Annotated in this window: 27 protein-coding genes; 22 read left to right on the forward strand and 5 right to left on the reverse strand. The window is 62.9% G+C overall.

All coding sequences use genetic code 11. The features are described from left to right. The first annotated feature begins 15 nt into the window (after positions 1-15). The 7 genes from PQQ51_RS05410 (at position 16) to cysM (ending at position 6,803) form a co-directional block, all read left to right on the forward strand. Positions 16-309: a LapA family protein gene (locus PQQ51_RS05410; protein WP_408495421.1), complete on the forward strand. Its 294-nt coding sequence runs from the start codon at positions 16-18 to the stop codon at positions 307-309. A 69-nt stretch (positions 310-378) separates the two neighbouring features. Continuing rightward, positions 379-1,554: a lipopolysaccharide assembly protein LapB gene (lapB, locus tag PQQ51_RS05415; protein ID WP_408495423.1), complete on the forward strand. Its 1,176-nt coding sequence runs from the start codon at positions 379-381 to the stop codon at positions 1,552-1,554. A gap of 146 nt (positions 1,555-1,700) precedes the next feature. Next, positions 1,701-3,116, forward strand: a complete 1,416-nt coding sequence (locus PQQ51_RS05420) for a UDP-glucose dehydrogenase family protein (protein ID WP_408495425.1) — start codon at positions 1,701-1,703, stop codon at positions 3,114-3,116. Beyond that, the gene (gene rfaE1 / locus PQQ51_RS05425; RefSeq protein WP_408495427.1) at positions 3,070-4,077 is read left to right on the forward strand and encodes a D-glycero-beta-D-manno-heptose-7-phosphate kinase; all 1,008 of its coding nucleotides are present in this window, start codon (positions 3,070-3,072) and stop codon (positions 4,075-4,077) included. Before PQQ51_RS05420 ends, rfaE1 begins: the two co-directional genes overlap by 47 nt. Before the next feature lie 37 nt (positions 4,078-4,114). Then, positions 4,115-5,107: an ADP-glyceromanno-heptose 6-epimerase gene (rfaD, locus tag PQQ51_RS05430; RefSeq protein ID WP_408495429.1), complete on the forward strand. Its 993-nt coding sequence runs from the start codon at positions 4,115-4,117 to the stop codon at positions 5,105-5,107. Positions 5,108-5,183: 76 nt separating this feature from the next. Continuing rightward, positions 5,184-5,585 carry a ComEA family DNA-binding protein gene (locus PQQ51_RS05435; protein WP_408495431.1) on the forward strand — a complete coding sequence of 134 codons (402 nt, stop codon included), beginning with the start codon at positions 5,184-5,186 and terminating at the stop codon, positions 5,583-5,585. Between the two features lie 315 nt (positions 5,586-5,900). Beyond that, positions 5,901-6,803 carry a cysteine synthase CysM gene (cysM, locus tag PQQ51_RS05440; protein ID WP_408495433.1) on the forward strand — a complete coding sequence of 301 codons (903 nt, stop codon included), beginning with the start codon at positions 5,901-5,903 and terminating at the stop codon, positions 6,801-6,803. 129 nt (positions 6,804-6,932) lie between these two features. Here cysM and mltB read toward each other — a convergent pair whose 3' ends face one another. Continuing rightward, positions 6,933-8,087 (reverse strand): lytic murein transglycosylase B, encoded by a 1,155-nt coding sequence (gene mltB / locus PQQ51_RS05445; RefSeq protein WP_408495704.1) that lies wholly within the window; start codon positions 8,085-8,087, stop codon positions 6,933-6,935. Positions 8,088-8,370: 283 nt separating this feature from the next. Between mltB and PQQ51_RS05450 the strand changes: the two genes are divergently transcribed. Both PQQ51_RS05450 and PQQ51_RS05455 read left to right on the forward strand, forming a co-directional pair. After that, the gene (locus tag PQQ51_RS05450) at positions 8,371-9,294 is read left to right on the forward strand and encodes a histone deacetylase family protein (protein ID WP_408495435.1); all 924 of its coding nucleotides are present in this window, start codon (positions 8,371-8,373) and stop codon (positions 9,292-9,294) included. Positions 9,295-9,348: 54 nt separating this feature from the next. Next, complete coding sequence (locus tag PQQ51_RS05455; protein ID WP_408495437.1) at positions 9,349-10,149, forward strand: enoyl-CoA hydratase; 801 nt, start codon at positions 9,349-9,351, stop codon at positions 10,147-10,149. 37 nt (positions 10,150-10,186) lie between these two features. Here PQQ51_RS05455 and PQQ51_RS05460 read toward each other — a convergent pair whose 3' ends face one another. Next, on the reverse strand, positions 10,187-11,086 hold the full coding sequence (locus PQQ51_RS05460) for an alpha/beta hydrolase (protein WP_408495439.1): 900 nt from the start codon (positions 11,084-11,086) through the stop codon (positions 10,187-10,189). Positions 11,087-11,327: 241 nt separating this feature from the next. Here PQQ51_RS05460 and PQQ51_RS05465 point away from each other — a divergent pair, with 241 nt between their 5' ends. The 6 genes from PQQ51_RS05465 (at position 11,328) to PQQ51_RS05490 (ending at position 17,697) form a co-directional block, all read left to right on the forward strand. After that, on the forward strand, positions 11,328-12,362 hold the full coding sequence (locus PQQ51_RS05465) for a methionine ABC transporter ATP-binding protein (protein ID WP_408495441.1): 1,035 nt from the start codon (positions 11,328-11,330) through the stop codon (positions 12,360-12,362). Beyond that, positions 12,352-13,005 carry a methionine ABC transporter permease gene (locus PQQ51_RS05470; protein WP_310814260.1) on the forward strand — a complete coding sequence of 218 codons (654 nt, stop codon included), beginning with the start codon at positions 12,352-12,354 and terminating at the stop codon, positions 13,003-13,005. The genes PQQ51_RS05465 and PQQ51_RS05470 overlap by 11 nt, the downstream gene beginning before the upstream one ends. A 48-nt stretch (positions 13,006-13,053) precedes the next feature. Beyond that, a complete protein-coding gene (locus PQQ51_RS05475; RefSeq protein ID WP_408495444.1) occupies positions 13,054-13,854 on the forward strand; it encodes a MetQ/NlpA family ABC transporter substrate-binding protein in 801 nt (266 codons plus the stop codon). 245 nt (positions 13,855-14,099) lie between these two features. Continuing rightward, positions 14,100-14,849: an electron transfer flavoprotein subunit beta/FixA family protein gene (locus PQQ51_RS05480; RefSeq protein WP_408495446.1), complete on the forward strand. Its 750-nt coding sequence runs from the start codon at positions 14,100-14,102 to the stop codon at positions 14,847-14,849. A 23-nt stretch (positions 14,850-14,872) separates the two neighbouring features. Beyond that, a complete protein-coding gene (locus tag PQQ51_RS05485; protein WP_408495448.1) occupies positions 14,873-15,808 on the forward strand; it encodes an electron transfer flavoprotein subunit alpha/FixB family protein in 936 nt (311 codons plus the stop codon). Positions 15,809-15,909: 101 nt separating this feature from the next. After that, a complete protein-coding gene (locus tag PQQ51_RS05490; protein WP_408495450.1) occupies positions 15,910-17,697 on the forward strand; it encodes an acyl-CoA dehydrogenase in 1,788 nt (595 codons plus the stop codon). Between the two features lie 133 nt (positions 17,698-17,830). Here PQQ51_RS05490 and PQQ51_RS05495 read toward each other — a convergent pair whose 3' ends face one another. Then, positions 17,831-19,117: a D-amino acid dehydrogenase gene (locus tag PQQ51_RS05495; protein ID WP_408495452.1), complete on the reverse strand. Its 1,287-nt coding sequence runs from the start codon at positions 19,115-19,117 to the stop codon at positions 17,831-17,833. A 166-nt stretch (positions 19,118-19,283) separates the two neighbouring features. On the opposite strand from PQQ51_RS05495, the gene PQQ51_RS05500 reads away from it, so the two are divergent. Together PQQ51_RS05500 and PQQ51_RS05505 are read left to right on the forward strand one after the other, a co-directional pair. After that, complete coding sequence (locus PQQ51_RS05500; protein WP_007180908.1) at positions 19,284-19,772, forward strand: Lrp/AsnC ligand binding domain-containing protein; 489 nt, start codon at positions 19,284-19,286, stop codon at positions 19,770-19,772. A 113-nt stretch (positions 19,773-19,885) separates the two neighbouring features. Next, complete coding sequence (locus PQQ51_RS05505; protein WP_408495454.1) at positions 19,886-21,031, forward strand: PA0069 family radical SAM protein; 1,146 nt, start codon at positions 19,886-19,888, stop codon at positions 21,029-21,031. Positions 21,032-21,045: 14 nt separating this feature from the next. Here the strand turns inward: PQQ51_RS05505 and PQQ51_RS05510 are convergent, their stop codons facing one another. Together PQQ51_RS05510 and PQQ51_RS05515 are read right to left on the reverse strand one after the other, a co-directional pair. Next, positions 21,046-21,513 (reverse strand): NINE protein, encoded by a 468-nt coding sequence (locus tag PQQ51_RS05510; RefSeq protein ID WP_408495456.1) that lies wholly within the window; start codon positions 21,511-21,513, stop codon positions 21,046-21,048. 173 nt (positions 21,514-21,686) lie between these two features. Further along, positions 21,687-22,871, reverse strand: a complete 1,185-nt coding sequence (locus PQQ51_RS05515; RefSeq protein WP_408495458.1) for a PQQ-dependent sugar dehydrogenase — start codon at positions 22,869-22,871, stop codon at positions 21,687-21,689. Between the two features lie 172 nt (positions 22,872-23,043). On the opposite strand from PQQ51_RS05515, the gene rpsP reads away from it, so the two are divergent. From rpsP to PQQ51_RS05540, 5 genes are all read left to right on the forward strand, one after another. Beyond that, on the forward strand, positions 23,044-23,298 hold the full coding sequence (gene rpsP / locus PQQ51_RS05520) for a 30S ribosomal protein S16 (protein ID WP_007180912.1): 255 nt from the start codon (positions 23,044-23,046) through the stop codon (positions 23,296-23,298). Between the two features lie 159 nt (positions 23,299-23,457). Then, positions 23,458-24,201 carry a ribosome maturation factor RimM gene (rimM, locus tag PQQ51_RS05525; protein ID WP_408495460.1) on the forward strand — a complete coding sequence of 248 codons (744 nt, stop codon included), beginning with the start codon at positions 23,458-23,460 and terminating at the stop codon, positions 24,199-24,201. Positions 24,202-24,225: 24 nt separating this feature from the next. Beyond that, entirely contained in the window at positions 24,226-24,993 is a 768-nt protein-coding gene (gene trmD, locus PQQ51_RS05530) for a tRNA (guanosine(37)-N1)-methyltransferase TrmD (RefSeq protein ID WP_408495462.1), read from the forward strand. Positions 24,994-25,137: 144 nt separating this feature from the next. Next, entirely contained in the window at positions 25,138-25,527 is a 390-nt protein-coding gene (gene rplS, locus PQQ51_RS05535; RefSeq protein ID WP_310814272.1) for a 50S ribosomal protein L19, read from the forward strand. 108 nt (positions 25,528-25,635) lie between these two features. Continuing rightward, complete coding sequence (locus PQQ51_RS05540) at positions 25,636-26,352, forward strand: CoA pyrophosphatase (RefSeq protein WP_408495465.1); 717 nt, start codon at positions 25,636-25,638, stop codon at positions 26,350-26,352. Positions 26,353-26,411: the final 59 nt, after the last annotated feature.

A 26,411-nucleotide genomic window follows, 5' to 3' on the forward strand; every position in this document is an offset into this window, starting at 1 on the left:
TCAAGAGATCTATACATGAAATTTATCGTCTGGCTGATCCGTGTGCTGGTGTTCGTGCTGCTGCTGGTGCTCGCACTCTCCAATACGCAACCTGCTACGCTGAATTTCCTCGCCGGCTACGCATGGTCCGCGCCGCTGATCCTGATCGGGCTCGCGTTCTTCGTGGTGGGGCTGCTGGCCGGGCTGGTGTCGTCGGTGCCGGCGATGGTGCGCCTGCGCATGGAGAACGGCCGGCTCAAGCGCGAATTGCGGGTGGCGCGCGAAACCCCGGTGGTGGTCGAACAACCGCCCATGCCGCCGCTGATCTGAGTTTCCTTCCGCCGCGCGCGGCAACGCGCGGCTTTCCGTTGTTGCTTCCGTTTCGTTTGCATTAATCGCATGGATCTAGACTTCTGGTGGCTGCTTGTCATACCCGTCGCGTTCGCGTTCGGCTGGATGGCCGCGCGTTACGACCTCAAGACGCTGCTGTCCGAAAGCGCCAACCTGCCGCGGTCGTATTTTCGCGGACTGAATTTTCTGCTCAACGAGCAGCCGGACCAGGCGATCGATGCGTTCATCGAAGTGGTCAAGCTCGATCCCGAAACGGTCGAGTTGCACTTCGCACTGGGCAATCTGTTCCGCCGGCGCGGCGAAACAGACCGCGCGATCCGCGTGCACCAGAATCTGTTGAGCCGCGCCGACCTGCCGGTGACCGAGCGCGATCACGCACTGTATGAACTGGGGCAGGACTTCCTGAAAGCGGGACTGCTCGACCGTGCCGAAGAAACCTTCCGTTCGCTCGAAAGCGGCGACTACGCGCTAGGCGCGCAGCGCGCGCTTCTGACCATCTACGAAATCGAGAAGGACTGGCTCAAGTCGATCGACACCGCGCGCCATCTGGAAACGATGGGTGCCGAATCGCTCGACAAGGAAATCGCGCAATTCCACTGCGAACTCGCGCAGGAAGCGTTGCAGCAGAAGAACGCCGACGAAGCGCGCCGTCAACTCGGCCTCGCGTTGAAGGCGAGCCCGACCAACGTGCGCGCGACGATCCTGTTTGGCGACGTCGACGCGGCCGGCGGTGCGTACGAAGCAGCAATCAGGCAATGGCTGCGCGTCGAAGAGCAGAATCCGGCTTATTTGCCGCTCGTCGCGGAAAAGCTGATGAAAGCGTACGAGGCGCTCGGCCGTCCGCAGGACGGCGCCGATCTGCTGACCACCTGGGTGGACCGCTACCCGACCAACGATCTGCTCGACATCGCCTACCAGCACGTCGCGGCGCTGCGTGGGCCGGATGCCGCGCATGCGCTCGCGCGCTCGCAGATGCAGAAGTCGCCGAATCTGGCGGGCATGACGCGTCTGCTCGAAGCGCAACAGGCGGTGGCGGAAGAGCCGCGGCGCAGCGAACTCGAACTGATGCGCACACTCATCCGTCAGCGCACCAAAAATCTGCCACGGTATACGTGCCAGAATTGCGGTTTCAGGGCGCGCCTGTTCTATTGGCAGTGCCCGGGTTGCAGCGGTTGGGAGACCTATGCGCCGCGTCGCGTCGAACCGATCACAGCGTCGAACTGACGCCGTGAAGGTCATGCCGGCGCTGCGCCGCGTAGGCGGCAATAGCGTCAATGACGGCCCGGCCCGGATGCGCGCCGACCCCGCAACGTGTTCATAACCGGCATCACCACCGGGATTCATCACCGGAACCTTCTACCGGAAAGCGTATGAAAATCACCATCATCGGCACGGGCTATGTGGGCCTCGTCACCGGCGCGTGCCTCGCCGAAATCGGCCACGACGTGTTCTGTCTCGACGTCGATCCGCGCAAGATCGAAATCCTCAACAACGGCGGCGTGCCGATTCACGAGCCGGGGTTGCAGGAGATCATCGCCCGCACGCGCGCGGCGCGCCGGATCCAGTTTTCGACCGATATCGAAGCGAGCGTCGCGCATGGCGAAGTGCAGTTCATCGCGGTCGGCACGCCGCCGGACGAAGACGGATCCGCCGATCTGCAATACGTGCTCGAAGCGGCCCGCAATATCGGCCGCACGATGAACGGCTTCAAGGTTATCGTCGACAAATCGACGGTGCCGGTGGGCACCGCGCAGCGCGTGCGCGCGGTGGTCGACGAGGAACTGGCCAAACGTGGTCTCGCCGACAGTGCGCAGCATCGCTTCTCGGTGGTGTCGAATCCCGAGTTCCTGAAAGAAGGCGCGGCGGTCGACGACTTCATGCGCCCCGATCGCATCGTGCTCGGCAGCGACGAAGACGAAGCCGGTCTGCGCGCGCGTGAGCTGATGAAGCGCCTGTACGCACCGTTCAACCGCAATCACGAGCGCACGCTGTACATGGACGTGCGTTCGGCGGAATTCACCAAATACGCGGCCAACGCCATGCTCGCCACGCGCATCTCGTTCATGAACGAGATGTCGAACCTCGCGGACAAGGTCGGCGCGGATATCGAAGCGGTGCGTCGCGGTATCGGTTCGGACCCGCGCATCGGCTATCACTTTCTGTATGCCGGCTGCGGTTACGGCGGCTCGTGCTTCCCGAAGGATGTGCAGGCGCTGATCCGCACCGCGAGCGAAATCGGCGAGAATTTGCGCATCCTCGAAGCGGTGGAGGACGTGAACTACAAGCAGAAAGACGTGCTCGTGCGCAAGATCACGGACAAGCTCGGCCAGGATCTGAGCGGCCGCACGTTCGCGGTATGGGGCCTCGCGTTCAAGCCGAATACCGACGACATGCGCGAGGCGCCGAGCCGTCGCGTGATCGCCGAATTGCTGGCGCGCGGCGCGAACGTTCGCGCGTACGATCCGGTCGCGGTGACCGAAGCGCGCCGCGTGTTCGCGCTGGATCTGCACGATGCGCCGGAGCAGCTCGCACGTCTCACGTTCACCGGGACTCAGGACGAAACGCTGACCGGCGCGGACGCGCTGGTGGTCGTCACCGAATGGAAGGAATTCAAGAGCCCGGATTTCCTGCATCTGAAATCGGTGCTGAAGTCGCCGCTGATTTTCGACGGCCGCAATCTGTACGAGCCGGATGCGATGACCGAACTCGGCATCGACTACCACTCGATTGGACGCCCCTATGCCCAACCCACTGAACTTTCGGCCCATGTCTCCGACGAGGTCTGACGGCGGTCCGGCCGTGACCGCGCCCGAACTCACCGTCGTGCCGCGCGAACAACTCGCCGCGGCGCGCGTGCTCGTGGTCGGCGACGTGATGCTCGACCGTTACTGGTTTGGCGACGTGAACCGCATTTCGCCCGAAGCGCCAGTGCCGGTCGTCCACGTGCAGCGTCAGGAAGACCGCCTCGGGGGCGCCGCGAACGTCGCGCGCAACGCGGTGGCGCTCGGCGCGCAAGCGGGTCTGTTGTGTGTGGTCGGCCGTGACGAACCGGGCGAGCGGATCGTGCAGTTGCTCGACGAAAGCGGCGTGGCGCCGCATCTCGAACGCGACCCGGATCTGCTCACGACGATCAAGCTGCGCGTGCTGTCGCGTCAGCAGCAACTGCTGCGGGTCGACTTCGAAAACACGCCGGCTCATGAAGTGCTGCTTGCCGGTCTTGCGCGTTTCGACGAACTGCTGCCGTCGCACGACGTGATCCTGATGTCCGACTACGCGAAGGGCGGTTTGACCCACGTCACGCAGATGATCGCGAAGGCGCATGCTGCGGGCAAGCCGGTGCTGGTCGATCCGAAGGGCGACGACTGGGAGCGCTATCGCGGCGCGACGCTGATCACGCCGAACCGTGCCGAGTTGCGCGAAGTGGTCGGGCAGTGGAAGTCGGAAGAAGATCTGATCGCGCGCGTTACCCAATTGCGCGCCGAGCTCGAATTCGACGCGTTACTGCTCACGCGTTCGGAAGAAGGCATGACGCTCTTCTCCAACGACGGCATCCTGCACGCGTCGGCCGTTGCACGTGAAGTGTATGATGTATCGGGCGCGGGCGACACCGTGATCGCCACGCTCGCAGCCATGCTCGGCGCGGGTTTGACGCTGGTCGAGGCAGTTGGACTGGCGAACCGCGCGGCCGGCATCGTGGTCGGCAAACTGGGCACTGCCACCGTCGATTACGACGAACTCTTTCTCTGATGCAGCCCCACGCACAGCTCATTACCGCAGGATCATCATGACCGTCATCGTCACCGGCGCAGCCGGCTTTATCGGCAGCAATCTCGTGAAGGCGCTCAACGAGCGCGGTGAACAACGCATCATCGCGGTGGACAACCTCACGCGCGCCGACAAATTCAAGAACCTCGTCGATTGCGAAATCGACGACTACCTCGACAAGACCGAATTCGTCGCACGCTTTGCGCGCGGCGACTTCGGCAAAGTGCGCGCGATTTTCCACGAAGGCGCCTGCTCGGACACGATGGAAACCGACGGCCGCTACATGATGGAAAACAACTTCCGTTATAGCCAGCAGGTGCTCGACGTGTGTCTCGCGCAGAACATCCAGTTTCTGTATGCATCGTCGGCGGCAACGTATGGCGGCTCGAGCCGTTTTGTCGAAGAGCGCGAAGTCGAGCAGCCGCTGAACGTGTACGGCTATTCGAAGTTCCTGTTCGATCAGGTGATTCGTCGCGTGTTGCCCACCGCGAAAAGCCAGATCGCCGGTTTCCGTTACTTCAACGTGTACGGGCCGCGCGAGACGCATAAGGCGCGGATGGCGTCGGTGGCGTTTCACAACTTCAACCAGTTCCGCGCCGAAGGCAAGGTCAAGCTGTTCGGCGAGTACAACGGCTATGCGGCCGGCGAGCAGACGCGCGATTTCGTGTCTGTCGAAGACGTGGTGAAGGTGAACCTGTTCTTCTTCGACAACCCGGACAAGTCGGGCATCTTCAACCTGGGCAGCGGCCGCGCGCAACCGTTCAACGATATCGCGAGCACGGTGGTCAACACTCTGCGCTCGCTGAAGAGCGAGGCGCCGTTGTCGCTGGCCGATCAGGTGCAGCGCGGTCTGATCGAGTACATTCCGTTCCCCGACGCGCTGCGCGGCAAGTACCAGTGCTTCACGCAGGCGGACCTCACGAAGCTGCGCGCGGCCGGTTACGACGCGCCGTTTTTGAGTGTGCAGGAAGGTGTCGATCGCTACGTACGTTGGCTATTCGGCCAGGTGTAAATCTTTCGGATACCTCTTTAAACTGGAATCTCCCGGTTGGTGATGGCGCCAGCCGGTTGTAAGAGGGAGATTCCATATGTTTCGAAAAACTCTGGTTACCGCGGCTATGCTCGCCGCTTTCGGCCACGCGTACGCGGCGGTCGACGTCAATACGGCCAACGAGGACGCGCTGCGCGGCATCAAGGGCATCGGTCCTGCCAAAGCGAAAGCCATTCTCGACGAGCGTTCAGCGCATGGTCCGTTCAAGGACCCGACCGATCTCGGCAAGCGCGTCAAAGGCATGGGCGGGCATACCGTCGAGCGCCTGCAGGCGGAGGGTCTCGCTGTCGGTCCGGCTGGCGCGGCTGCTGGCGCGCAGACTGCGGCGTCTTCACAGGCCAGGGGCGCGGCCGCTGCGGGCGCTTCGGCCAATTCGTCAAGCGCGTCGAACACGTCTAACGCGCAGAAGAGCAATGCCGCGGTGGCAGTGAAAAAGTAGCGTGATGATGCGGGCTGCGCACGCGGATGTGGTCAACCGCGCGTGCGGTCCGCCGCTCCAGCTGCGAGTTGTAGTTGAGTATTGTGGTCCCCTTCATGGTCGGAGTTGAAAGAACACTCCTTCAGCTGTCATCCAGATGACTGGCTCCCGCGGTGACTCGCCGCGGGCTTTTTGCGTGACGCGAGCGGGATTTTCTCAATGCGTAACTCGTCGCCTGCATCCATGTGGCCAGAAGGGCCACGCGGCACCCGTACGCATGGTGGTTTAGAATCGATAGATTCGAGACTTCGCGCGGCGACAACAGCTGAACCCCATATGGCTTACAAAACGATTGAAGACACGATCGGCAATACGCCGCTCGTCCAACTCGTCCGGCTCCCCGACGACGAAATCCGCAGCCGCAACAACGTGATCCTCGCGAAGCTCGAGGGCAATAATCCGGCGGGCTCGGTGAAGGATCGGCCGGCACTGTCGATGATCAAGAAAGCGGAAGCGCGCGGGCGCATCAAGCCAGGCGACACGCTGATCGAATCGACCAGCGGCAATACCGGCATTGCGCTCGCCATGGCGGCAGCGATTCGCGGCTACAAGATGGTGCTGATCATGCCGGAGGATCTGTCGGTCGAGCGTCGCCAGAGCATGGCGGCTTACGGCGCGCAGATCATTCTTACGCCGGTCACCGGCGGCATGGAATACGCGCGCGATCTCGCCGAACAGATGCAGCGCGAAGGCAAGGGCATCATTCTCGATCAGTTCGCGAACCCGGACAATCCGGCCGCGCATATCGAAGGCACCGGTCCCGAACTGTGGCGCGACACCGAAGGGCGCATTACGCATTTTGTGTCGTCGATGGGCACGACCGGCACGATCATGGGTGTGTCCACTTATCTGAAAGGACAGAATCCCGAGATCGAGATTGTCGGCGCGCAGCCGGAAGAAGGCTCGCGCATTCCGGGCATCCGCAAGTGGCCGGAAGCGTATCTGCCGAAGATTTTCGACCGCAGCCGCGTGGATCGCGTCGAGAACGTAAGCCAGGCAGCCGCTGAGGCGATGGCGCGGCGGATGGCGTCGGTCGAAGGGATTTTCGCCGGCATTTCGTCGGGCGGCGCGTGTGAAGTGGCGTTGCGTGTCGCGCGCCAGGTCGAGAACGCGACGATCGTGTTCATCGTGTGCGATCGCGGCGACCGGTATCTGTCGACGGGTGTGTTTCCGGCGTAAGTGTGTGTCGCGTGTCGGCCTGGATGTTCATCCAGCCGGAAGCTTCACAGTGCAGCAATAAAAAAAGCGCCGGCCGGCGCTTTTTTTGTTCTTGCTATCAGAGCACAGCGGGACTCGAAGCCTCGCCGTTCACTGCGACGCCGCTACCGGCGCTGCCGCGCCATTGTTGCCGGCGGCATTCGCCGCATCGCTAGCCTGCATCTGCGCCTTGACGCGCTCACCCAGTTGATAAACCGCGAGCGCATAAAAGAAGCTGCGGTTATAACGCGTCAGCACGTAGAAGTTCTTCAGGCCGAGCATGAACTCGGTGCCGCGCCCGGGCGACGGCAAATCGACCACCGTCACCGGCGTGCCCGCTTCCGATGTGACGTCGAGCCCCGGCTCGTTCAGCAGCAAGCCGGCGCTCAGCAGTTGCTGCAACTGCCAGTGAGGCTCCGGCTGACCGTCGGCGGCGGCTTGCGCGACGCCCAGGCTGCCGGCGTCCGTGCCGATCTTCCACACCACCGGCCGGCCGTTTTCCCAGCCGTTCTGACGCAGATAATTGGCGACGCTGCCGATCGCATCCGCCTGGCTGGTGCGCAGATCGATCTGCTTGTTGCCGTCGTAGCTCACTGCGTATTGCACGATGCTGCTCGGCAGGAACTGCGGAATGCCGATCGCGCCGGTGTACGAGCCGAGCACCGTGGTCGGATCGATCTGCGACTCGCGCGTCCACACCAGGTAGTCTTCGAGATTCTTGCGGAAGGTCGCCTGACGATCTGCACGATTCGGCGTGTTCGGGTAGTCGAACGTGAGCGTGGTCAGCGCGTCGAGCACGCGGAAGTTGCCCATGAAGCGGCCGTAAATCGTCTCCACGCCGATAATGCCGACGATCACCTCCGGCGGCACGCCGAACTCTTCATACGCGCGCTGCAACGTGGCCTGGTTCGCGCGCCAGAACTTCACGCCGGCGTTGATGCGCACCTGATCGAGAAAGCGCGACTGGTACACACGCCAGTTTTTCACCGAAGGCGACGGCGACGGCGTGACGAGCTTGACCGCGGTCGCCGAGTAGCTGACGCCGGCAAACAGCGCGTGCAGCGCGGTTTCGTCGAAGTCGTAACGCGCGGCCATGTCGCTGATGAACGCATCGACATTCGGGTTGTTCGAATAGCGCTGCGGGATGATCTCTTCCTCAAACGTTTGCCCTTGCGGCACGGCCGGTTGCGGCTGGCTTTGCGCGAGCACGGTAGACGGCTTCTTGCCGGCGCTTTGCGCCATCGCCGGACTGGTTGCCATGAACATGCACGATACGACGGAGAGGGCGGCGGCCACGGTCTTCATGCGTAGCCGGTTTCGTGCAGACAGAGCAAGCTTGACGGTCATAGTGAGCTGGGGGCGCAGTGCGAAAGAGACAGGGGAAAACGGATCGGGGCAGTATACCCGACGCTATCCGCAGAACCGCGCCTCACACACGTTGCGGCTCGATGGTGTGGTAACTTGATGAGTGTTGGCGCGCCCAGTGCGCGCGCCCATGGACGGAGACACGCCGCGCGCGCTCACAGGCGCCGCGCCGCAGAAGAGAATCATGGCAACCGGCTTTTATTCCCACGCTGACTGTCTGCTGCACGATATGGGGCAATGGCATCCCGAGTGCCCCGCGCGTCTGCAGGCGATCGAAGACCAACTGATCGCGAGCCGCATCGACTCGCTGATCGAGCGCGAGTCGGCGCCGCTCGCCGACGAAGCCGCGCTGCTGCGTGTGCATACACAGGCGCATGTCGATTACATCCGTAGCCGCTCGCCGCTCGAAGGTGTCGCCGAGATCGATCCCGACACCACGATGAATCCGCACACTTTGCAGGCCGCGTTGCGAGCGGCAGGCGCCGCGGTCGCCGCGACGGACGCCGTGATCGAAGGCCGCTACGACAACGCGTTCTGCAGCGTGCGCCCGCCCGGCCACCACGCGGAACCGGCGCGCGCAATGGGCTTCTGCTTCTTCAACAATGTCGCGATCGCCGCGCGCCATGCGCTCGACGTGCACGGCATGGAGCGCGTCGCGGTCATCGACTTCGACGTGCATCACGGCAACGGCACGGAAGCGGCCTTTTCCGGCGATCCGCGCGTGCTGATGTGCAGCATCTTCCAGCATCCGTTCTATCCGTTCACCGGCGCGGACAATCAGGCACCCAACATGTGCAACGTGCCGATGCCGGCGCGCTCGAAGGGGATGGCGGTGCGCGAGGCGATCGACATGCTGTGGCTGCCGCGTCTGCACGAATTCAAGCCGGAGATGCTGTTCATCTCGGCGGGCTTCGACGCGCATCGCGAAGACGATCTCGGCAACATGGGACTCGTCGAAGACGACTACGCGTGGATCACCGACCAGATGCGCGAGATCGCGAAGCGCTATGCGCGCGGCCGGATCGTCAGTTGTCTGGAGGGCGGGTACAACCTGTCGGCGCTCGGGCGCAGCGTGGTCGCGCATGTGCGTGCGCTGGCCGGAATCTGAAGTGCGCGCTGCGCGTTTTCTTGCAGCAAACAACGCAACAGGGAGAACGACGCGATGAACGCCGACGCGAGCAGCGCTTCACTGGTCGAGATCGAGCACGACGCTTACGGCGTGCCGGGCGTCGTACTGTTGACGATGAACCGCCCGGACGCTTTCAACGCGCTCTCCGAAGCGCTGATCGACGATCTGCAAACGGCATTGACCGAACTCGCGCAAACCGGCGCGCGCGTGGTCGTGATCGCCGGTGCGGGTCGCGCGTTCTGCGCGGGACACGATCTGAAGGAAATGCGCGCGGCGCCGTCGCTCGACTATTACCAGAGCCTGTTCGCGCGCTGCACGAAACTGATGCTGACGATCCAGCGTTTGCCGCAACCGGTGATCGCGCGGGTGCACGGCCTGGCGACGGCGGCAGGTTGTCAGCTTGTCGCGATGTGCGATCTGGCGGTCGCTGCCGACACCGCGCGCTTTGCGGTATCGGGTGTCAATCTCGGGCTGTTCTGCGCGACGCCGTCGGTGCCGCTATCGCGCAACCTGTCGCGCAAGGCAGCGCTCGAAATGCTGCTGACCGGCGATTTCATCGATGCGCTTCAGGCGAAACAGCAGGGCCTCGTGAACCGCATCGCGCCGCTCGATGCACTGGACGCGGAAGTCGCCAAGCTCGCTCGCAGCATTTGCGCGAAGCCGGTCGAAGCGGTCAGCGCGGGCAAAGGGCTGTTCTACCGGCAGCTCGAAATGGGCGTGGAAGCCGCCTACCAACTCGCAGGCCAGACGATGGCCTGCAACATGATGGACGAATCGGCGCTCGAAGGCGTGCAGGCATTCATCGACAAGCGCGTGCCTGGCTGGAAGCGCTAACGCTTATTTGCGCGCTTATTGTGCACTTGCTGCGCGCTTAAACCCTCTGAACCCGTGCGTCGATCCACGCGATCAATTCGCCGATCACCTTGTCGCGATCGAGGTCGTTCATCGTCTCGTGATAGCTGTCTTCGTAAAGAGTGAGGGTCTTGTCCGGCGAGCCCGCGTGCGCGCCGAAACTACGGCTGCCGTCGGGTTCGGTGAGTTTGTCGGCCGTGCCGTGATACACCAGCAGCGGCACGCGCAAGCCCGTGCGGCCCCGTTCGATGCGCGCCATCGCGAGCAGAATCTCCGCGCCCGTCCGCGCCGGAACCGAACCGTGATGAACCAGCGGATCGCGCCGGTTCGCGTTCACCACCGATTCGACGCGCGACAGTAACGCCGCATCGATTTTCATCGCTGGGAACGTCGGCCAGAGTCGGCTGATCACCTGGCTCAGCGTGAGCATCCAGCGCGGCACGTCGCGCCCCGGCGCGAGCGCGGGACTCGACAGGATCAGACCGCTCAGCCGCCGGCCGGTCGCATCGAGCCGTTCGATCGCATAGAGCGCGGCGACCGCGCCGCCCATGCTGTGTCCCATCAGGAACAGCGGTGCGCAGCTCTGCGCGGCGGCGTCGAGCAACGCTTGCGTATCCTGCAGATAGTCGTCGAAACGTTCGACGTAGGCCCGTTTGCCGGGCGCCTCGCCGTGGCCGCGCAGATCGATCGCGACCAGTTCGATGCCCGCCGCGTTCAGCCGCGCGGCCAACGCTGCGTAACGCCCGGCATGTTCGGCGAGTCCGTGAACCAGCGCGACCGTGGCACGCGTCGGCGCGTTGGCGGGCCACCGGTACAGCGGCAATTCGACGCCGTCGCCGGTCGTGACGGTCGAGCGCTGTGCAGTGCCGCCGCGCACGCCTGTGATGGGGTGGATGTTGTTTGTGCTGGAAATATCCATGGCCGCCGGGTGTGCTGTTTGGGGTCCGCCGATCATAGTCGGAGCGGGCCGCCCAGCGCGAGCGATCTCGCGTTTCGCGGGCCTCTAATGCCAATCCGTTATGAAAAGATCGTAATTGATTATTAAAGGAAATGTTTGCGCTGCGGTAGAATCGCGGGCTCAAATCCCAATAAAAGCAACGGCGGCAGCTTGTCGGGAGCGCACGACGCTCGCGGGCAAACCCCGCCGTTTCGTTTTTCCAATGATCGAAATACGCAATATCTCTCAGCGCTTCCCGGGACCCCGGGGCTGGGTCGAAGCGCTGCACAACGTCAATCTGTCGGTTCCGGCGGGCGAGGTGTTCGGCATCATCGGCCGCAGCGGCGCGGGCAAGAGCACGCTCGTGCGCACCATCAACCTGCTGACCCGGCCGACCGAAGGCAACATCGTCGTCAACGGGCGCGATCTGACCACGCTGCCGGCCGCGCAATTGCGCGAAGCGCGCCGCGAAATCGGCATGATCTTTCAGCACTTCAACCTGCTGTCGTCGCGCACGGTCTACGAGAACGTGGCGTTGCCGCTCGAGCTGGCCGGCATGAAACGCGACGAGATCGAGGCGAACGTGCTGCCGTTGCTCGATCTGGTCGGCTTGTCGGCGCAGAAGGATCGCTATCCGGCGCAGATCAGCGGCGGCCAGAAGCAGCGCGTGGGCATCGCACGGGCGCTCGCGAGCAAGCCGAAAGTGCTGTTGTCGGACGAAGCGACCTCTGCGCTCGATCCCGAAACCACCCGTTCGATTCTCGATCTGCTGAAGCGCATCAATCGCGAACTGAACCTCACGATCGTGCTGATCACGCACCAGATGGACGTGATCAAGCAGGTCTGCGACCGCGTTGCGGTGCTCGATGCAGGCCGCGTGGTCGAAGAGGGCAAGGTCATCGACGTGTTCCTGCAACCGCATCACGAAGTCACGCGCGCGCTGATCGGCGACGTGATCGCGCAGGAACTGCCGCCCGCGCTGAAGGTGCGCGTCGCCGAGCGACTGAAGACCGGCAGCGGCCATTTGCTGCGGCTCGCGTTCACCGGCTCGGGCGTGGACCAGCCGATTCTCTCGGAGACGATTCGCCGCTACGAACTCGATTTCAACATCCTGCACGGCCAGATCGACGAGATCCAGGGGCAGGCGTTCGGCTCGCTCGCGGTGCTCGCGGGCGGTGAACCGGCGAAGGTGGCCGCGGCGATCACGTATCTGCGCGAACAGGGTGTGGTGGTGGAGGAGTTGTCCTATGTTGAGTGAAATGTTCGATATGTTCGTCCAGTCGTTCTGGGAAACGCTCGTGATGGTGGGCATTTCCGGACTGGTCGGCGCGTTGGTCGGGTTGCCGCTCGGCGTGCTGTTATATCTGACTGACCGCCAGGGCGTGTTGCAGAACGTCGCCGTGAATCGTGTGATGGGCGTGATCGTCAACGCGGTGCGCTCGACGCCGTTCATCATTCTGCTGGTCGCGGTGATTCCGTTCACACGTCTGGTGGTGGGCTCGTCGATCGGCACGGCCGCGGCCGTGGTGCCGCTGACGATCGCCGCCGCGCCGTTCATCGCGCGTCTGGTCGAAACGGCGTTGCGCGAAGTCGACCGCGGGTTGATCGAAGCCGCGCAGGCAATGGGCGCGACCACCAGCCAGATCGTCTTCAAGGTGCTGTTGCCGGAATCGCTGCCGGGCGTGGTCGCCGGTCTGACGATCACGTTCGTGTCGCTGGTCGGCTATTCGGCGATGGCCGGCGCGATCGGCGGCGGCGGCCTCGGCGATCTGGGCATTCGTTACGGATATCAGCGTTTTCTGCCGGAGGTGATGCTCACGGTCGTCGTGATTCTGATCGTGTTCGTGCAACTGGTGCAGTCGTTCGGGGATTGGCTCGTGCGTCGTTTGAGCCATAAATAAAACGCGGGTCGTCAGAGCCCGCTCATTCAAGGTTTGGAAAGGTCCATCATGCAACGTCGTTTCATTCTCAAGCTGGCCGCCACGCTCGGCGCCGCGTCGCTCTTCGCGGCTGCCACCGCGGCCCATGCCGAAGACACGATCAAGGTCGGCGTCACCGGCGGTCCGCACGCGCAGATCATGGAAGTCGTGAAGACGGTCGCCGCGAAGAACGGGCTGAACATCAAGATCGTCGAGTTCTCGGATTACGTGCAGCCGAACGCGGCGCTCGCCGGCGGCGACCTCGACGCGAACAGCTACCAGCACGACCCGTACTTGCAGGCGCAGGTGAAAGACCGCGGCTACAAGCTGATCCGCATCGCCGATACGGTCACGTACCCGATGGGCATTTACTCGAAGAAGGTCAAGTCGCTGGCCGAGTTGCAACCGGGTGCGAAGATCGCGGTGCCGAACGATCCGACCAATGGCGGCCGCGCGCTGCTGTTGCTGCAAAAGCAGGGTCTGCTGAAGCTGCGCGCGGATGCCGGTCTGAAGGCGACGCCGCTCGACATCGTCGACAACCCGAAGAAGCTGAAGATCGTCGAACTCGACGCCGCGCAAATCCCGCGTTCGCTGAACGACGTGGACGCCGCGGCGATCAACACGAACTTCGCGATGGAAGCCGGCCTGAAGCCGAAGCAGGACGCGATCGCAATCGAAGACCCGAAAGGTCCTTACGTGAACATCATCGCGATCCGCGAGGCCGACAAGAACAAGCCGTGGGTGGCCAAGCTGGTCGCGGCGTATCATTCGCCGGAAGTGAAGCAGTTTGTCGACAGCAAGTTCGGCGGCTCGGTGGTCACGGCCTGGTGAGCGTGTAAGCAAAGCCTGTTTCACATCGCAACACACGGCGGCAATGCAAATTAGAGTCGTATGTCGGGACCCGGGGTTGTCGCCCGGGTTTTTTCGAGATTAAAATAGAACGATCGTTCGATATTGCCGTCACGCCGCTGAGGAGCGATATCCTCCTGCTAGAGCGCCCGCGACAAGGCTGCCGCGAAAGTGCAGTCGTTATAATGTCCGTTGGGTTGACGTATTCGTAACTTTGGAGCGTGTGCATGAAAATCCTGGTGCCAGTCAAAAGAGTGGTCGACTACAACGTGAAGGTCCGGGTGAAATCGGACGGCACGGGCGTCGACATCGCGAACGTGAAGATGTCGATGAATCCGTTCGATGAAATCGCGGTTGAAGAAGCGGTGCGTCTGCGCGAAGCGGGCGTGGCGACCGAAGTGATCGCCGTATCGGCCGGTGTGACGCAATCGCAGGAAACGCTGCGCACGGCGCTCGCAATCGGCGCGGATCGCGCGATCCTGATCGAGTCTGCCGAAGAACTGCAACCGCTGGCGGTCGCCAAGCTGCTGAAGGCGCTGGTCGACAAGGAGCAGCCGCAACTGATCATCCTCGGCAAGCAGGCGATCGACGACGATTCGAACCAGACCGGTCAGATGCTGGCTGCTTTGGCGGGTCTTCCGCAAGCGACGTTCGCATCGAAGGTGGTCGTGGCCGACGGCAAGGCCACCGTTTCGCGCGAAGTGGACGGCGGTGCCGAAACGCTGTCGCTCACGCTGCCGGCCGTGGTCACCACCGATCTGCGCCTGAACGAGCCGCGTTATGTGACGCTGCCGAACATCATGAAGGCGAAGAAGAAGCCGCTGGAAACGCTCAAGCCCGCAGATCTGGGTGTCGACGTGACGCCGCGCCTGAAGACCTTGAAGGTTGTCGAGCCGCCGAAGCGCTCCGCTGGTGTGAAGGTGCCGGACGTGAAGACGCTGGTCGAGAAACTGAAGACCGAAGCCAAGGTGCTCTAAGGACAACGCAGGAGACGGACGAAATGACGAATCTGGTAATAGCAGAACACGACAACGCGTCGATCAAGGCCGCGACGCTGAACACGATTGCAGCGGCGCAGAAGATCGGCGGCGACATTCACGTGCTGGTGGCCGGGCACAACGCGCAGGCGGCGGCGGATGCGGCGGCGAAAATCGCAGGCGTTAGCAAGGTGCTGCTGGCCGACGCGCCGCAACTCGAAGCGGGTCTCGCGGAAAACGTCGAAGCGACGGTGCTGAACATCGCGAAGGACTACACGCATATCCTGGCGCCGGCCACTGCGTACGGCAAGAACATCGCGCCGCGCATCGCCGCGAAGCTGGACGTCGCGCAGATCAGCGACATCACGGCAGTGGACAGCGCCGACACGTTCGAGCGTCCGATCTATGCCGGCAACGCGATCGCAACGGTTCAATCGCACGATCCGATCAAGGTCATCACGGTGCGCTCGACCGGTTTCGACGCAGTCGCGGCAGAAGGCGGCAGCGCGACGGTCGAGAAGATCGAGGCAGCGGCAGACAGCGGCCTCTCTGCATTCGTGAGCCGTGAAGTGACGAAGCTGGACCGTCCGGAACTGACGTCGGCGAAGATCATTGTTTCGGGTGGTCGCGGGCTGGGCAACGGCGAGAACTACACGAAGGTTCTGGAGCCGCTGGCGGACAAGCTGAACGCGGCGCTCGGTGCATCGCGCGCGGCAGTCGACGCAGGCTTCGTGCCGAACGACTATCAGGTCGGGCAAACCGGCAAGATCGTCGCGCCGCAACTGTACGTGGCCGTCGGCATTTCGGGTGCGATCCAGCATCTGGCCGGGATGAAGGACTCGAAGGTCATCGTCGCGATCAACAAGGACCCGGAAGCGCCGATTTTCAGCGTCGCCGATTATGGTCTGGTGGGCGATCTGTTCACGGTCGTGCCGGAACTCGTTAGCGAGCTCGGCTAAGCGCCACAGCGCCGTGTAAAAGGCGGCTGGCAGCAGACAAAGGGCGCAGGACCGATCAAGTCCCGCGCCCTTTTTTTATCCAATGCAGGAGGAGAACTGACATGTATAACGCGCCAATCAAGGACATGCTGTTCGTGATGACGGAACTGGCCGGTCTCGAAGACATCGCGACCTTGCTGGGCTTCGAGGACGCGAACCTCGATACGGCTCAGGCCGTGCTGGAAGAGTCGGCGAAACTGTGCGGCGAGGTGCTGGCGCCGTTGAACGTCGACGGCGATCGCAATCCGAGCAGTTGGAAAGACGGCGTGGTCACCGCGACGCCCGGTTTCAAGGAGGCGTTCCGTCAGTTCGCCGAAGGCGGCTGGCAAGGCGTCCAGCATCCGACCGACTACGAAGGCCAGGGCCTGCCGAAGCTGATCGCGACGCCCTGCGTCGAAATGCTCAACGCGTCGAATCTGTCGTTCGCGCTGTGTCCGCTCCTGACCGACGGCGCGATCGAAGCGCTGCTGACCGCCGGCACCGAAGCACAAAAACAGACCTACGTACCCAGGCTGATTTCCGGCGAGTGGACCGGCACGATGAACCTGACCGAGCCGCAAGCGGGCTCCGATCTGGCGTTGGTGCGCACGCGCGCCGAGCCGCAAGGCGACGGTTCGTTCAAGCTCTTCGGCACGAAGATTTTCATCACGTGGGGCGAGCACGACATGGCGAAGAACATCGCGCATCTCGTGCTGGCGCGCACACCGAATGCGCCGGACGGCGTGAAGGGCATTTCGCTGTTCATCGTGCCGAAGTTTCTCGTCAACGAAGACGGCTCGCTCGGCGAACGCAACGACGTGCATTGCGTGTCGATCGAACACAAGCTCGGCATCAAGGCGAGCCCGACCGCGGTGCTGCAGTTCGGCGATCACGGCGGCGCGCTCGGTCATCTGATCGGCGAGGAAAATCGCGGCCTCGAATACATGTTCATCATGATGAATGCGGCGCGTTTCGCGGTGGGGATGCAAGGTGTGGGCGTGTCCGACCGCGCGTATCAGAAGGCGGTCGCTTATGCGAAGGATCGCGTGCAAAGCCGGCCCGTGGACGGCTCCGCGAAGCAATCGGTGGCGATCATCCAGCACCCCGACGTGCGCCGCATGCTCGCGACGATGCGTGGTCTCACCGAAGCTTCGCGCGCGTTGGCCTACGTCGCGGCCGCGCATTGCGATATCGCGCATCGCCATCCCGACGCAGCGAAGCGCGCCGAGCATCAGGCAATCTACGAATACCTCGTGCCGATCGTGAAGGGCTGGAGTACGGAACTGTCGATCGATGTGACGAGCCTCGGCGTGCAGGTGCACGGCGGGATGGGTTTCATCGAAGAAACGGGCGCCGCGCAGTATTATCGCGACGCCCGCATCCTGCCGATCTACGAAGGCACGACCGCGATTCAGGCCAACGATCTGATCGGCCGCAAAACACTGCGCGACGGCGGCAAGGTGGCGAAGGCGCTGTTGGCCGACGTCGCGGAAACGGTGGAAGCGCTCGGTGCGCAGCAAGGTCCGGCGTTCGCATCGATGAAGAAATACCTCGCGCAAGGACAGGCGTCGCTTGGCGCCGTTGTCGATTTCGTGGTCGCGAATACGAAGAGCGATCCGAATGCGGTGTTCGCGGGCAGCGTGCCTTATCTGAAGCTGGCGGGCGTCGTGCTTGGCGGCTGGCAGATGGCGCGCGCGTTGCTCGTGGCGGCCGAAAAGCGCGCTGAAGATCCGTCGTTCTACGGCGCCAAGATCGCGACCGCGCAGTTCTACGCGGAGCATGTGCTGCCAATGGCGTCGGCGCTGGAGGCGTCGATTGTCAGCGCGAAGGGTGGTGAAAGTGTGCTGGCGTTGTCGGACGATCAGTTCTGACGACGCACGGCTCGTGCGCTACCTGACGAAAGCGCAAGCGCAAAAAACAAACGGCGCCTCGGAGTGAGGCGCCGTTTGTTTTTGTCGGGCTGAACGGCTTGCGTCGACGAATCAGCGCAACCGTTCCCGATACTCAGGCATACGCCGGACGATGCGCGCCGCCGGTCTCGCCGAGATAGCGATGCACCGACAGATCGTCCGCCTTGATCACCGGCTGTTTGCCCGACATCACGTCGGCGAGCAACTGGCCCGAGCCGCACGACATCGTCCAGCCAAGTGTGCCGTGGCCCGTGTTCAGAAAGAGGTTCGACACGGGAGTGCGGCCGACGATCGGCGTGCCGTCCGGCGTCATCGGGCGCAGCCCCGTCCAGAAGCTCGCCTTCGACGTATCGCCGCCGCCCGGGAACAGATCGTTTACGCACAGTTCCAGCGTTTCGCGACGAGCCTGACGCAACGATTTGTCGAAGCCGACGATCTCGGCCATGCCGCCGACGCGAATCCGGTCGTCGAAACGCGTGATCGCGATCTTGTAGGTTTCGTCGAGCACGGTGGACACCGGCGCAGCCGCTTCGTTGACGATCGGCGCGGTGATCGAATAGCCCTTCAGCGGATAGACCGGAATCTTCACGAGGCCGGACAGGAATTTCGTCGAGTACGAGCCGAGCGCGACGACGAACGAGTCCGCGCGCACGAGTTCGCCGCCGCATTGCACGCCCGCGATGCGGTCGCCCGCCAGCGCGAGCGAGTCGATCGGCGTGTTGTAGCGGAACTTGACGCCCAGTTGCTCAGCCAGCGCAGCGAGGCGCGTGGTGAACATCTGGCAGTCGCCGGTTTCGTCGCCGGGCAGGCGCAGACCGCCCGTCAGCTTGTGCGACACGGCGGCCAGCGCCGGTTCGGCTTGCGCCAGTTCGGCAGCCGACAGCAGTTCGTACGGCACGTTCGCTTCCTGCAGCACGGCGATGTCTTTGGCCGCGCCGTCGAATTGCTGCTGGGTGCGGAACACCTGAAGCGTGCCGCCGGTACGGCCTTCGTACTGGATGCCGGTCTCGGCGCGCAACGCCTGCAGACAATCGCGGCTGTATTCGGCGAGGCGCACCATTCGGCCCTTGTTCACCGCATAACGCGACGACGTGCAGTTTTGCAGCATCTGCCACATCCATTGCAACTGGAATTGCGTGCCGTCGAGGCGAATCGCGAGCGGCGCGTGCTTCTGGAACATCCACTTGACGGCCTTCAGTGGCACGCCCGGCGCGGCCCACGGCGATGCATAGCCCGGCGAGATCTGGCCGGCGTTCGCAAAGCTGGTTTCGAGCGCCGGGCCGGCCTCGCGGTCGATCACGGTTACGTCATGACCGGCGCGTGCCAGGTAATACGCGCTCGTCACGCCTACGACGCCACTGCCCAAAACGACGACTCGCATAGCTGCTCCAGGATTCGATAAGAGGTCTGTGGGTGCCGTGCTCGTCGATTCGTTGGATTCATTCGATTGACGAGGTGGAACGCGGATCACCCAGTGTTAACCGCTATACTATTAACAGTCAGGCAGGTTTTGTTATTGTATTTTCAAGATTTTCAGCAAAAACACTATGCGAACACAGCGCCAGCCGGTCCGTGCCCTCGACAAGCTCGATCACAAGATCCTGCGGCTCCTGCAGCAGGACGGCCGGATGGCGATGAAAGATCTGGCCGAGCAGGTCGGGTTGTCGGTAACGCCGTGTATCGAACGCGTCAAGCGGATGGAGCGCGACGGCGTGATCACCGGCTACCACGCGCGGGTGAACCCCGCGGAGCTGGGCGCGGCGCTGCTGGTGTTCGTCGAGATCACGCTCGATCACAAAAGCGGCAACATGTTCGACCAGTTTCGCCGCGAGGTGCAGAAGATTCCCGAGGTGCTGGAATGCCATCTGGTGTCGGGCGATTTCGACTACCTGATCAAGGCGCGCATCGGCGAAATGGCGGACTACCGCAAGCTGCTCGGCGACATCCTGTTGCAGTTGCCCGGCGCGGTGCAATCGAAAAGCTACGTGGTGATGGAAGAGATCAAGGAAACGCTGACGATTGCGGTAGGGGATTAGGCGGTTTGTCCGAAGGTTGTTCGAATCGCGGCGCTAGTTGATGCTCGACAAACGGCGTAAACACTGTATATTTATACAGGTGTCTTGTGCTGTTTTTCGAGTGTGTGCTGCCCGTGACCGATCCCGATATCCCTGCTGCTAATGAGTTTCCCATCGCGCCGCCCGCGCCGCGCAAAGGGCGTGGCGCGGTCACGAACCTGCAAGGCCGCTACGAACTCGACCAGCGCGAAGCCGTGGACGACGGCTGGGTTGCGCCTGCTGAAGAGGGCGATGAACCCAAAGCACTCCGCACCCAGGTTTTCGAAGAACGCGCAAAGACCATTCTCAACCGCAATGCATCGCCGGATATTCCGTTCAGTGTGTCGCTGAACCCTTATCGTGGTTGTGAGCACGGTTGCATCTACTGCTTCGCGCGGCCTACACATAGTTATCTGGGCCTGTCGCCGGGGCTCGATTTCGAAAGCCGCATTTACGCGAAGATCAATGCGCCGGAATTGCTCGAGCGCGAATTGTCGAAGAAGTCTTATGTGCCGGAGCCGATCGCGCTCGGCGTCAATACCGATGCGTGGCAGCCCGCGGAGCGCGATTTGCGCCTGACGCGACGTGTGATCGAAGTGCTCAGCGAGCGCGGCCATCCGTTTGCGGCGATCACCAAATCGTCGTTGATCGAGCGTGACCTCGATCTGCTCGCGCCGATGGCGGCGCGTGGGCAGTTCATGGCGGCCATCACCATCACCACGTTAGACGCGGACATCGCGCGCACGCTCGAACCGCGCGCGGCTACACCGTCGCGTCGGCTGCGCACGATCCGCACGCTGAGCGAGGCGGGTATTCCGGTCGGTGTGAGCATCGCGCCGGTGATTCCGTTCGTCACAGAACCGGATATGGAACGGGTGCTGGAAGCTTGCGCGGAGGCGGGCGCGAGCAACGCGAGCTATATCGTGCTGCGCTTGCCGTGGGAAGTTGCGCCGTTATTCAAGGATTGGCTCGCGGCACATTTCCCCGATCGGGCGGACCGGGTGATGAGCCGTGTGCGTGACATGCGTGGCGGAAAGGATTACGACTCGAACTTCGCGACGCGAATGAAGGGTGAGGGCTTGTGGGCGGATCTGTTGAAGCAGCGCTTCCATAACGCGGTGCGCCGTCTGGGATTGAACCAGCGCGATCGCGGCATTCTGGATATGTCGCACTTTCGGCGCATCGAGCCGCAGCGTGCTCCTGAACCTGTGGCTGCTAATCCGCAATTGCGGCTGTTTTAGCGCGCCTCGCGGTGTTATTGCGACAACGCTTTGGCCGCTTGAACCTGGCTTTCGAAGTAAGTCTGGAACGAGATGGCCAGTCCGGTCATCAGCAGGAACGCGCCGATCAGCAGCGAGAAGATCACGACGAAGATGACCGTCCAGCCCGAGCGGCTTTTTCGCTGGGTTTGCGCGTTGAATTGCGCGTCCCATTTTTCGTCCGGGCGCAAGCCGTAGACGATCGCGGCAAGGAAGGCGGCGAGCAGCGAAACGGCGCCCGGCAATGCGAGCGCCCAGCCGAGCATCGAACTCCGCTCGCTCGCTACCACGAGCAGCGCGCCTGGAATGCCGATCAACGTGCCGAGCAGATGCGCCCAGCCGTAGATGTCGCGCATCCCGTACAGATAGAAGCGGTGCGCGCCGAGGCTGCCGAAGAAGAATGCCAGCGCGGCGGTAATCGTTTTGGATCTGAAGCGCGGGGAACTCGAAACCTGGGTGGACATGTAGGCGGGGGCAGGGTGGCAGTAGGTCGGAGGGCGCGGCGCGACGGTGGGCGCGGATCGACGCGCATTCTACGCCCGGTGCGCGTCGGCGGCCACGTGGCTTATGAGCGCATCGGCATAGCGGATCGTGTATGGCGCCGGATTTCCTCGCTCGGCACTCCGCGCGAATGCCGTCAGGGTGTTGAATAGGTGACACGATAGACTGCGCCGGCGTAGTCGTCGCTGATCAGCAGTGAACCGTCGGGCATCGGTAGGACGTCTGCCGGGCGGCCCCATACGGACTCGCCCGGCTGAAGCCAGCCCTCGGCAAACACTTCTTGATGAGCGTTGCTCCCGTCCGGATCGGTGCTCACACGCACGACGCGGTAACCCACTTTCTTGCTGCGATTCCACGAACCGTGCTCGGCGATGAAAATACTGTTGCGGTAGGTCGCCGGAAACATCGGTCCTGTGTAAAAGCGCATGCCGAGCGCCGCGACGTGCGCGCCGAGTTTGACCACCGGCGGCGTGAACGAACTGCACGGGTGGCCCTTGCCGAACTCGGGGTCGGGCGTATCGCCGCCGTGGCAGTAGGGGAAGCCGAAGTCCATGCCCGCGCGGGGCGCGCGGTTGAGTTTGTCGTCCGGGATGTCGTCGCCCATCAGGTCGCGGCCGTTGTCGGTGAACCACAGGTCGTGCGTTACCGGATGCCACGCGAAGCCGACCGTGTTGCGGATGCCGCGCGCTACCACTTCGTAGTGGCTGCCGTCGGCGCCCATGCGGGCGAGCAGTCCGTAGCGGTCGCGGTCTTTCACACACACGTTGCAGGGCGCACCCTGCGGTACATACAGCTTGCCATCCGGCCCGAACGCGATGAATTTCCAGCCGTGATGGGTTTCCGTCGGCAGTTTGTCGGTCACGACGACCGGCTTGGGCGGATCGTTCAGATGGGCGTCAATTGCGTCGAAGCGCAGTATTGTCGAAACTGCCGACACATACAGCGCGCCGTCGTGCCAGGCCACGCCTGCGGGCGTTTCCAGCCCGGAGGCAATGACATGGCGAGCGCTCACGCGCCCGTTCTGCAATTCGAGCGCGTAGATATGACCGTCGAGGCTACCTATATAGAGAACGCCTTTCGGCGACAGCGCCATCGCGCGCGCGCTGGGAACGGCGTCGGACAGCACCTCGATATGGAACCCGGGCGGCAACTTGATGCGCTCGACCGGCAGCGCGGCCAACGCCGGCAACGTGGCGGCCGCGAGGAATAACGCGGCGGCGCGCAGGGCCCAAGTCCGGAACGCACGCCCGGCGCCGACGTCGGCGTCGGCCGGAAAGTTAAACGAATTGAGCAAAAAGGTAGTCTGCGGCAGGAGTTTCACGGGCTTTCCGTCAGGTGGTTCGGGCGACTTCGCGTTGTCCGGGAGCCACGCCAGGAAGGCCGGCGCGGCCTGTTGCCTCAGTTTATCCCCGTAAGTGTTTGTTATGGCGTTGGTTTCCCGCTATAATCGCGTGTTTCAGTCGTTCCGCACCCCGGTTTTCAAGGATTCTAATATGGTCATCATCCGCTTGGCTCGTGGCGGCTCCAAGAAGCGCCCGTTCTACAACATCGTCGCAACCGATTCGCGTAACCGTCGTGACGGCCGCTTCATCGAGCGCGTTGGCTTCTACAACCCGGTCGCTACGAAGGGTGAGTCGCTGCGTATCGCTCAAGATCGCCTGACGTACTGGCAAGGCGTTGGCGCACAACTGTCGCCGACCGTCGAGCGTCTGGTGAAGGAAGCTGCAAAGGCGCAGCCGGCTGCTTAATTGCGGCGAGAACCCGTGAGTTTGCGCGGGTCGGCGCGAGTCTGCGTATCGTCGTCGGTTCGGCCGACGGCTCGCGGCAATGCCGCAAGCAGTCCGATGCGCGAGTTTTACTGAAGCAGGCGTCGAAGCTGGTGGCGAGATTCTTTAGAGGGTTCCCTGATGTCTGAACGTGATTCCGGCAGTTCCGCGGACGTAAAGGCAGAAGCCTCAAAAGCAGCGGCCCCGCGCGCCAAGACGTCTGATCAGAAGCCGTTCGGCGCATTCGTCCGCAAGCCGGTCGAACGGGCCGAGGGCAAGGCGAAAGCCGAAGTCGCTACCGCCGGTTCCGCAGCGGCAGAAATGCGCGTGGAAACGGCGGAAAGCTGGCCGGCCGATGCGGTCGAGGTCGGTGCAATCGTCGACGCTTACGGCCTCAAAGGCTGGGTCAAGGTCGCCGCGCATGTGGATGCCGGCCATGGCGGCGACGCATTGCTGAGCGCGAAGCGCTGGTGGCTGATCAAAGGCCAGGAGCGCAAGTCGGCGCCGTCATTGCAGGCAAAAACGCATAGCGACAGTGTGGTGGCCCATCTGGGCGGCATTGCTGACCGCGATGTGGCGCTGGCACTGCGCGGCTCCCGCGTGTATGTCAGCCGTAGCGAATTTCCGGCACTCGCGGCCGACGAATTCTACTGGGTCGACCTGCTCGGCCTGGATGTGGTGAACGTTGCCGGGGTGGCCCTCGGCAAGGTTGCAGACATGATCGACAACGGTGCGCACTCGGTGTTGCGCATCGAATATCCGGATACCGACAAAAACGGTAAGCCGGTCACCGGCGAGCGTTTGATCCCGTTCGTCGGCGTCTTTGTCAAAACGGTGGATCAGGCGGCGAAGCAGATTACCGTCGAGTGGGAAGCCGATTACTAAATCATTCGCTGAACGGAGAGAGCGATGCAGTTCGATGTCGTGACGCTCTTTCCTGACATGTTTCGCGCGCTGACCGACTGGGGTATCACCAGCCGGGCGGCGAAGCAGGAGCGCTACGGTTTGCGCACGTGGAATCCACGCGATTTCACAACCGACAACTACCGCACAATCGACGATCGTCCTTATGGCGGCGGCCCCGGCATGGTGATGCTGGCCAAGCCTCTGGAAGACGCGATCGGCGCGGCGAAAGCGGCGCAGGCGGAGCAGGGTATCGGCACGGCGCGCGTCGTGATGATGTCCCCGCAAGGCGCCACGTTGAATCACGAACGCGTGATGCGGTTTGCTGCCGAGCCCGGTTTGATCCTGTTGTGCGGGCGTTACGAAGCGATCGATCAGCGTCTGCTGGACCGTGTCGTCGACGAAGAAGTCAGCCTTGGCGACTTCGTGCTGTCGGGCGGCGAGCTGCCCGCGATGGCGTTGATGGATGCCGTGGTGCGTCAGTTGCCCGGCGTGCTGAACGACTCGCAGTCGGCGGTGCAGGACAGTTTTGTCAATGTGCTGCTGGATTGTCCGCATTACACGCGTCCTGAGGAATACGACGGCGTGCGTGTGCCTGATGTGCTGCTCGGCGGCCATCATGCGGAAATCGAAGCGTGGCGTCGGCGCGAAGCATTGCGCAATACGTTGAACAAACGGCCTGATCTGATCGTGAAGGCCAGGCAGAACAAGATGTTGAGCCGTGCCGACGAGGCATGGCTTGCGAGTCTCGCGAAGGAAGCGTCGAAGGCATAGCGCCTTGGGTCTTTCGAGCGGACATAGGCGGTGCCGCACATGCGTGTACGGCGCCAGATGTGAACCCATCCTCTATCGGGGCCGTAGCCAAGTGTCTTCACGAGGCAGGTACGAACGCCGACAAGATGGACTTAGGAGTCAGTGATGAATCTGATTGCAAAACTCGAGCAGGAAGAAATCGCGCGCGCCCTCGGCGAGAAGACCATCCCCGAATTCGCCCCCGGCGACACGGTGATCGTCAGCGTGAACGTGGTTGAAGGTACGCGTAAGCGCGTTCAGGCTTACGAAGGCGTCGTGATCGCCAAGCGTAACCGTGGTCTGAATTCGTCGTTCATCGTCCGCAAGATTTCGTCGGGCGAAGGCGTCGAGCGTACGTTCCAGACGTACTCGCCGCTGCTGGCAAGCATCGTCGTGAAGCGTCGTGGCGATGTGCGTCGTGCAAAGCTGTACTACCTGCGCGACCGTTCGGGCAAGTCGGCCCGGATCAAGGAAAAGCTGGTTGCGAAGAAAGATCGCAACGCTGCCGAAGCGTAAAAGCTGTAAGAAAAAGCACCCTCGCGGGTGCTTTTTTGTTTGCCAGGTCAGAATAGCGGATGTTTGAATTTCCCCCCATTCCGATAACTGCCCGTTCCGAGAAACCCGTTGATCCGCCCCGTCTTTGAGCCCGAAACACTGCCTGTCGCGGCGACCGGCGCCGATCTGCCGTCGGTGGCGGCCGGCCTCCTGACGCCCGACGCGTTGCGCGCGCGTTTCGAACAGCGCCTCGCCTGGACCCCTGAACCGATTATCGAAGTACCGTGGCGCAACACGCAGGGGGATCCGCGTGTCGCGGCCGTGCTGGTGCCGCTGGTGATTCGCGACACCGGCCTGACCGTCCTGTTGACCCAACGTGCCGATCATCTGAACGACCACGCAGGCCAGGTGAGTTTTCCTGGCGGTCGTCACGAACCGTTCGATGCCGACGCAACGGCCACCGCGCTGCGTGAAGCACAGGAAGAGGTCGGCCTCGACCCATCGCGTGTGGAGATTCTCGGTGCATTGCCCGACTACCTGACCGGCACGGGTTTTTGCGTGACGCCGGTGATCGGTCTCGTGCATCCGCCGTTCACGCTGAAGGCCGACGCGCTCGAAGTCGCCGAAGTGTTCGAAGTGCCGCTCAGTTTCCTGATGAACCCCGCGCACCATGAAGAACGCGTGTTCCGCTGGGAAGGCGGCGAGCGGCGCTTCTTCGCAATGCCGTATCCGCGCGCGGCATCGGTCGCATCGGCCGACGGCGAGCCGCAGATGGGCGGCTATCACTTCATCTGGGGCGCGACGGCGGCAATGCTGCGCAACTTCTACCGCTTTCTTGCAGCATGATTGCAACGAACCACGCGCTTACCGCGCGTTTGTCGACGTCTGCCCTCAGCGGCATCCGG

This window comes from Paraburkholderia xenovorans (assembly GCF_046030735.1).
In the GTDB taxonomy this organism is placed as follows: Bacteria; Pseudomonadota; Gammaproteobacteria; order Burkholderiales; family Burkholderiaceae; genus Paraburkholderia; species Paraburkholderia xenovorans_A.

What these genes read in the sequence shown, in the direction of transcription:
- PQQ51_RS05410 (WP_408495421.1), top strand. Translation starts at nt 16, where the DNA reads ATGAAATTTATCGTCTGGCTGATCCGTGTGCTGGTGTTCGTGCTGCTG.
- lapB (WP_408495423.1), top strand. Translation starts at nt 379, where the DNA reads ATGGATCTAGACTTCTGGTGGCTGCTTGTCATACCCGTCGCGTTCGCG.
- PQQ51_RS05420 (WP_408495425.1), top strand. Translation starts at nt 1,701, where the DNA reads ATGAAAATCACCATCATCGGCACGGGCTATGTGGGCCTCGTCACCGGC.
- rfaE1 (WP_408495427.1), top strand. Translation starts at nt 3,070, where the DNA reads ATGCCCAACCCACTGAACTTTCGGCCCATGTCTCCGACGAGGTCTGAC.
- rfaD (WP_408495429.1), top strand. Translation starts at nt 4,115, where the DNA reads ATGACCGTCATCGTCACCGGCGCAGCCGGCTTTATCGGCAGCAATCTC.
- PQQ51_RS05435 (WP_408495431.1), top strand. Translation starts at nt 5,184, where the DNA reads ATGTTTCGAAAAACTCTGGTTACCGCGGCTATGCTCGCCGCTTTCGGC.
- cysM (WP_408495433.1), top strand. Translation starts at nt 5,901, where the DNA reads ATGGCTTACAAAACGATTGAAGACACGATCGGCAATACGCCGCTCGTC.
- mltB (WP_408495704.1), bottom strand. Translation starts at nt 8,087, where the DNA reads ATGTTCATGGCAACCAGTCCGGCGATGGCGCAAAGCGCCGGCAAGAAG.
- PQQ51_RS05450 (WP_408495435.1), top strand. Translation starts at nt 8,371, where the DNA reads ATGGCAACCGGCTTTTATTCCCACGCTGACTGTCTGCTGCACGATATG.
- PQQ51_RS05455 (WP_408495437.1), top strand. Translation starts at nt 9,349, where the DNA reads ATGAACGCCGACGCGAGCAGCGCTTCACTGGTCGAGATCGAGCACGAC.
- PQQ51_RS05460 (WP_408495439.1), bottom strand. Translation starts at nt 11,086, where the DNA reads ATGGATATTTCCAGCACAAACAACATCCACCCCATCACAGGCGTGCGC.
- PQQ51_RS05465 (WP_408495441.1), top strand. Translation starts at nt 11,328, where the DNA reads ATGATCGAAATACGCAATATCTCTCAGCGCTTCCCGGGACCCCGGGGC.
- PQQ51_RS05470 (WP_310814260.1), top strand. Translation starts at nt 12,352, where the DNA reads ATGTTGAGTGAAATGTTCGATATGTTCGTCCAGTCGTTCTGGGAAACG.
- PQQ51_RS05475 (WP_408495444.1), top strand. Translation starts at nt 13,054, where the DNA reads ATGCAACGTCGTTTCATTCTCAAGCTGGCCGCCACGCTCGGCGCCGCG.
- PQQ51_RS05480 (WP_408495446.1), top strand. Translation starts at nt 14,100, where the DNA reads ATGAAAATCCTGGTGCCAGTCAAAAGAGTGGTCGACTACAACGTGAAG.
- PQQ51_RS05485 (WP_408495448.1), top strand. Translation starts at nt 14,873, where the DNA reads ATGACGAATCTGGTAATAGCAGAACACGACAACGCGTCGATCAAGGCC.
- PQQ51_RS05490 (WP_408495450.1), top strand. Translation starts at nt 15,910, where the DNA reads ATGTATAACGCGCCAATCAAGGACATGCTGTTCGTGATGACGGAACTG.
- PQQ51_RS05495 (WP_408495452.1), bottom strand. Translation starts at nt 19,117, where the DNA reads ATGCGAGTCGTCGTTTTGGGCAGTGGCGTCGTAGGCGTGACGAGCGCG.
- PQQ51_RS05500 (WP_007180908.1), top strand. Translation starts at nt 19,284, where the DNA reads ATGCGAACACAGCGCCAGCCGGTCCGTGCCCTCGACAAGCTCGATCAC.
- PQQ51_RS05510 (WP_408495456.1), bottom strand. Translation starts at nt 21,513, where the DNA reads ATGTCCACCCAGGTTTCGAGTTCCCCGCGCTTCAGATCCAAAACGATT.
- rpsP (WP_007180912.1), top strand. Translation starts at nt 23,044, where the DNA reads ATGGTCATCATCCGCTTGGCTCGTGGCGGCTCCAAGAAGCGCCCGTTC.
- rimM (WP_408495460.1), top strand. Translation starts at nt 23,458, where the DNA reads ATGTCTGAACGTGATTCCGGCAGTTCCGCGGACGTAAAGGCAGAAGCC.
- trmD (WP_408495462.1), top strand. Translation starts at nt 24,226, where the DNA reads ATGCAGTTCGATGTCGTGACGCTCTTTCCTGACATGTTTCGCGCGCTG.
- rplS (WP_310814272.1), top strand. Translation starts at nt 25,138, where the DNA reads ATGAATCTGATTGCAAAACTCGAGCAGGAAGAAATCGCGCGCGCCCTC.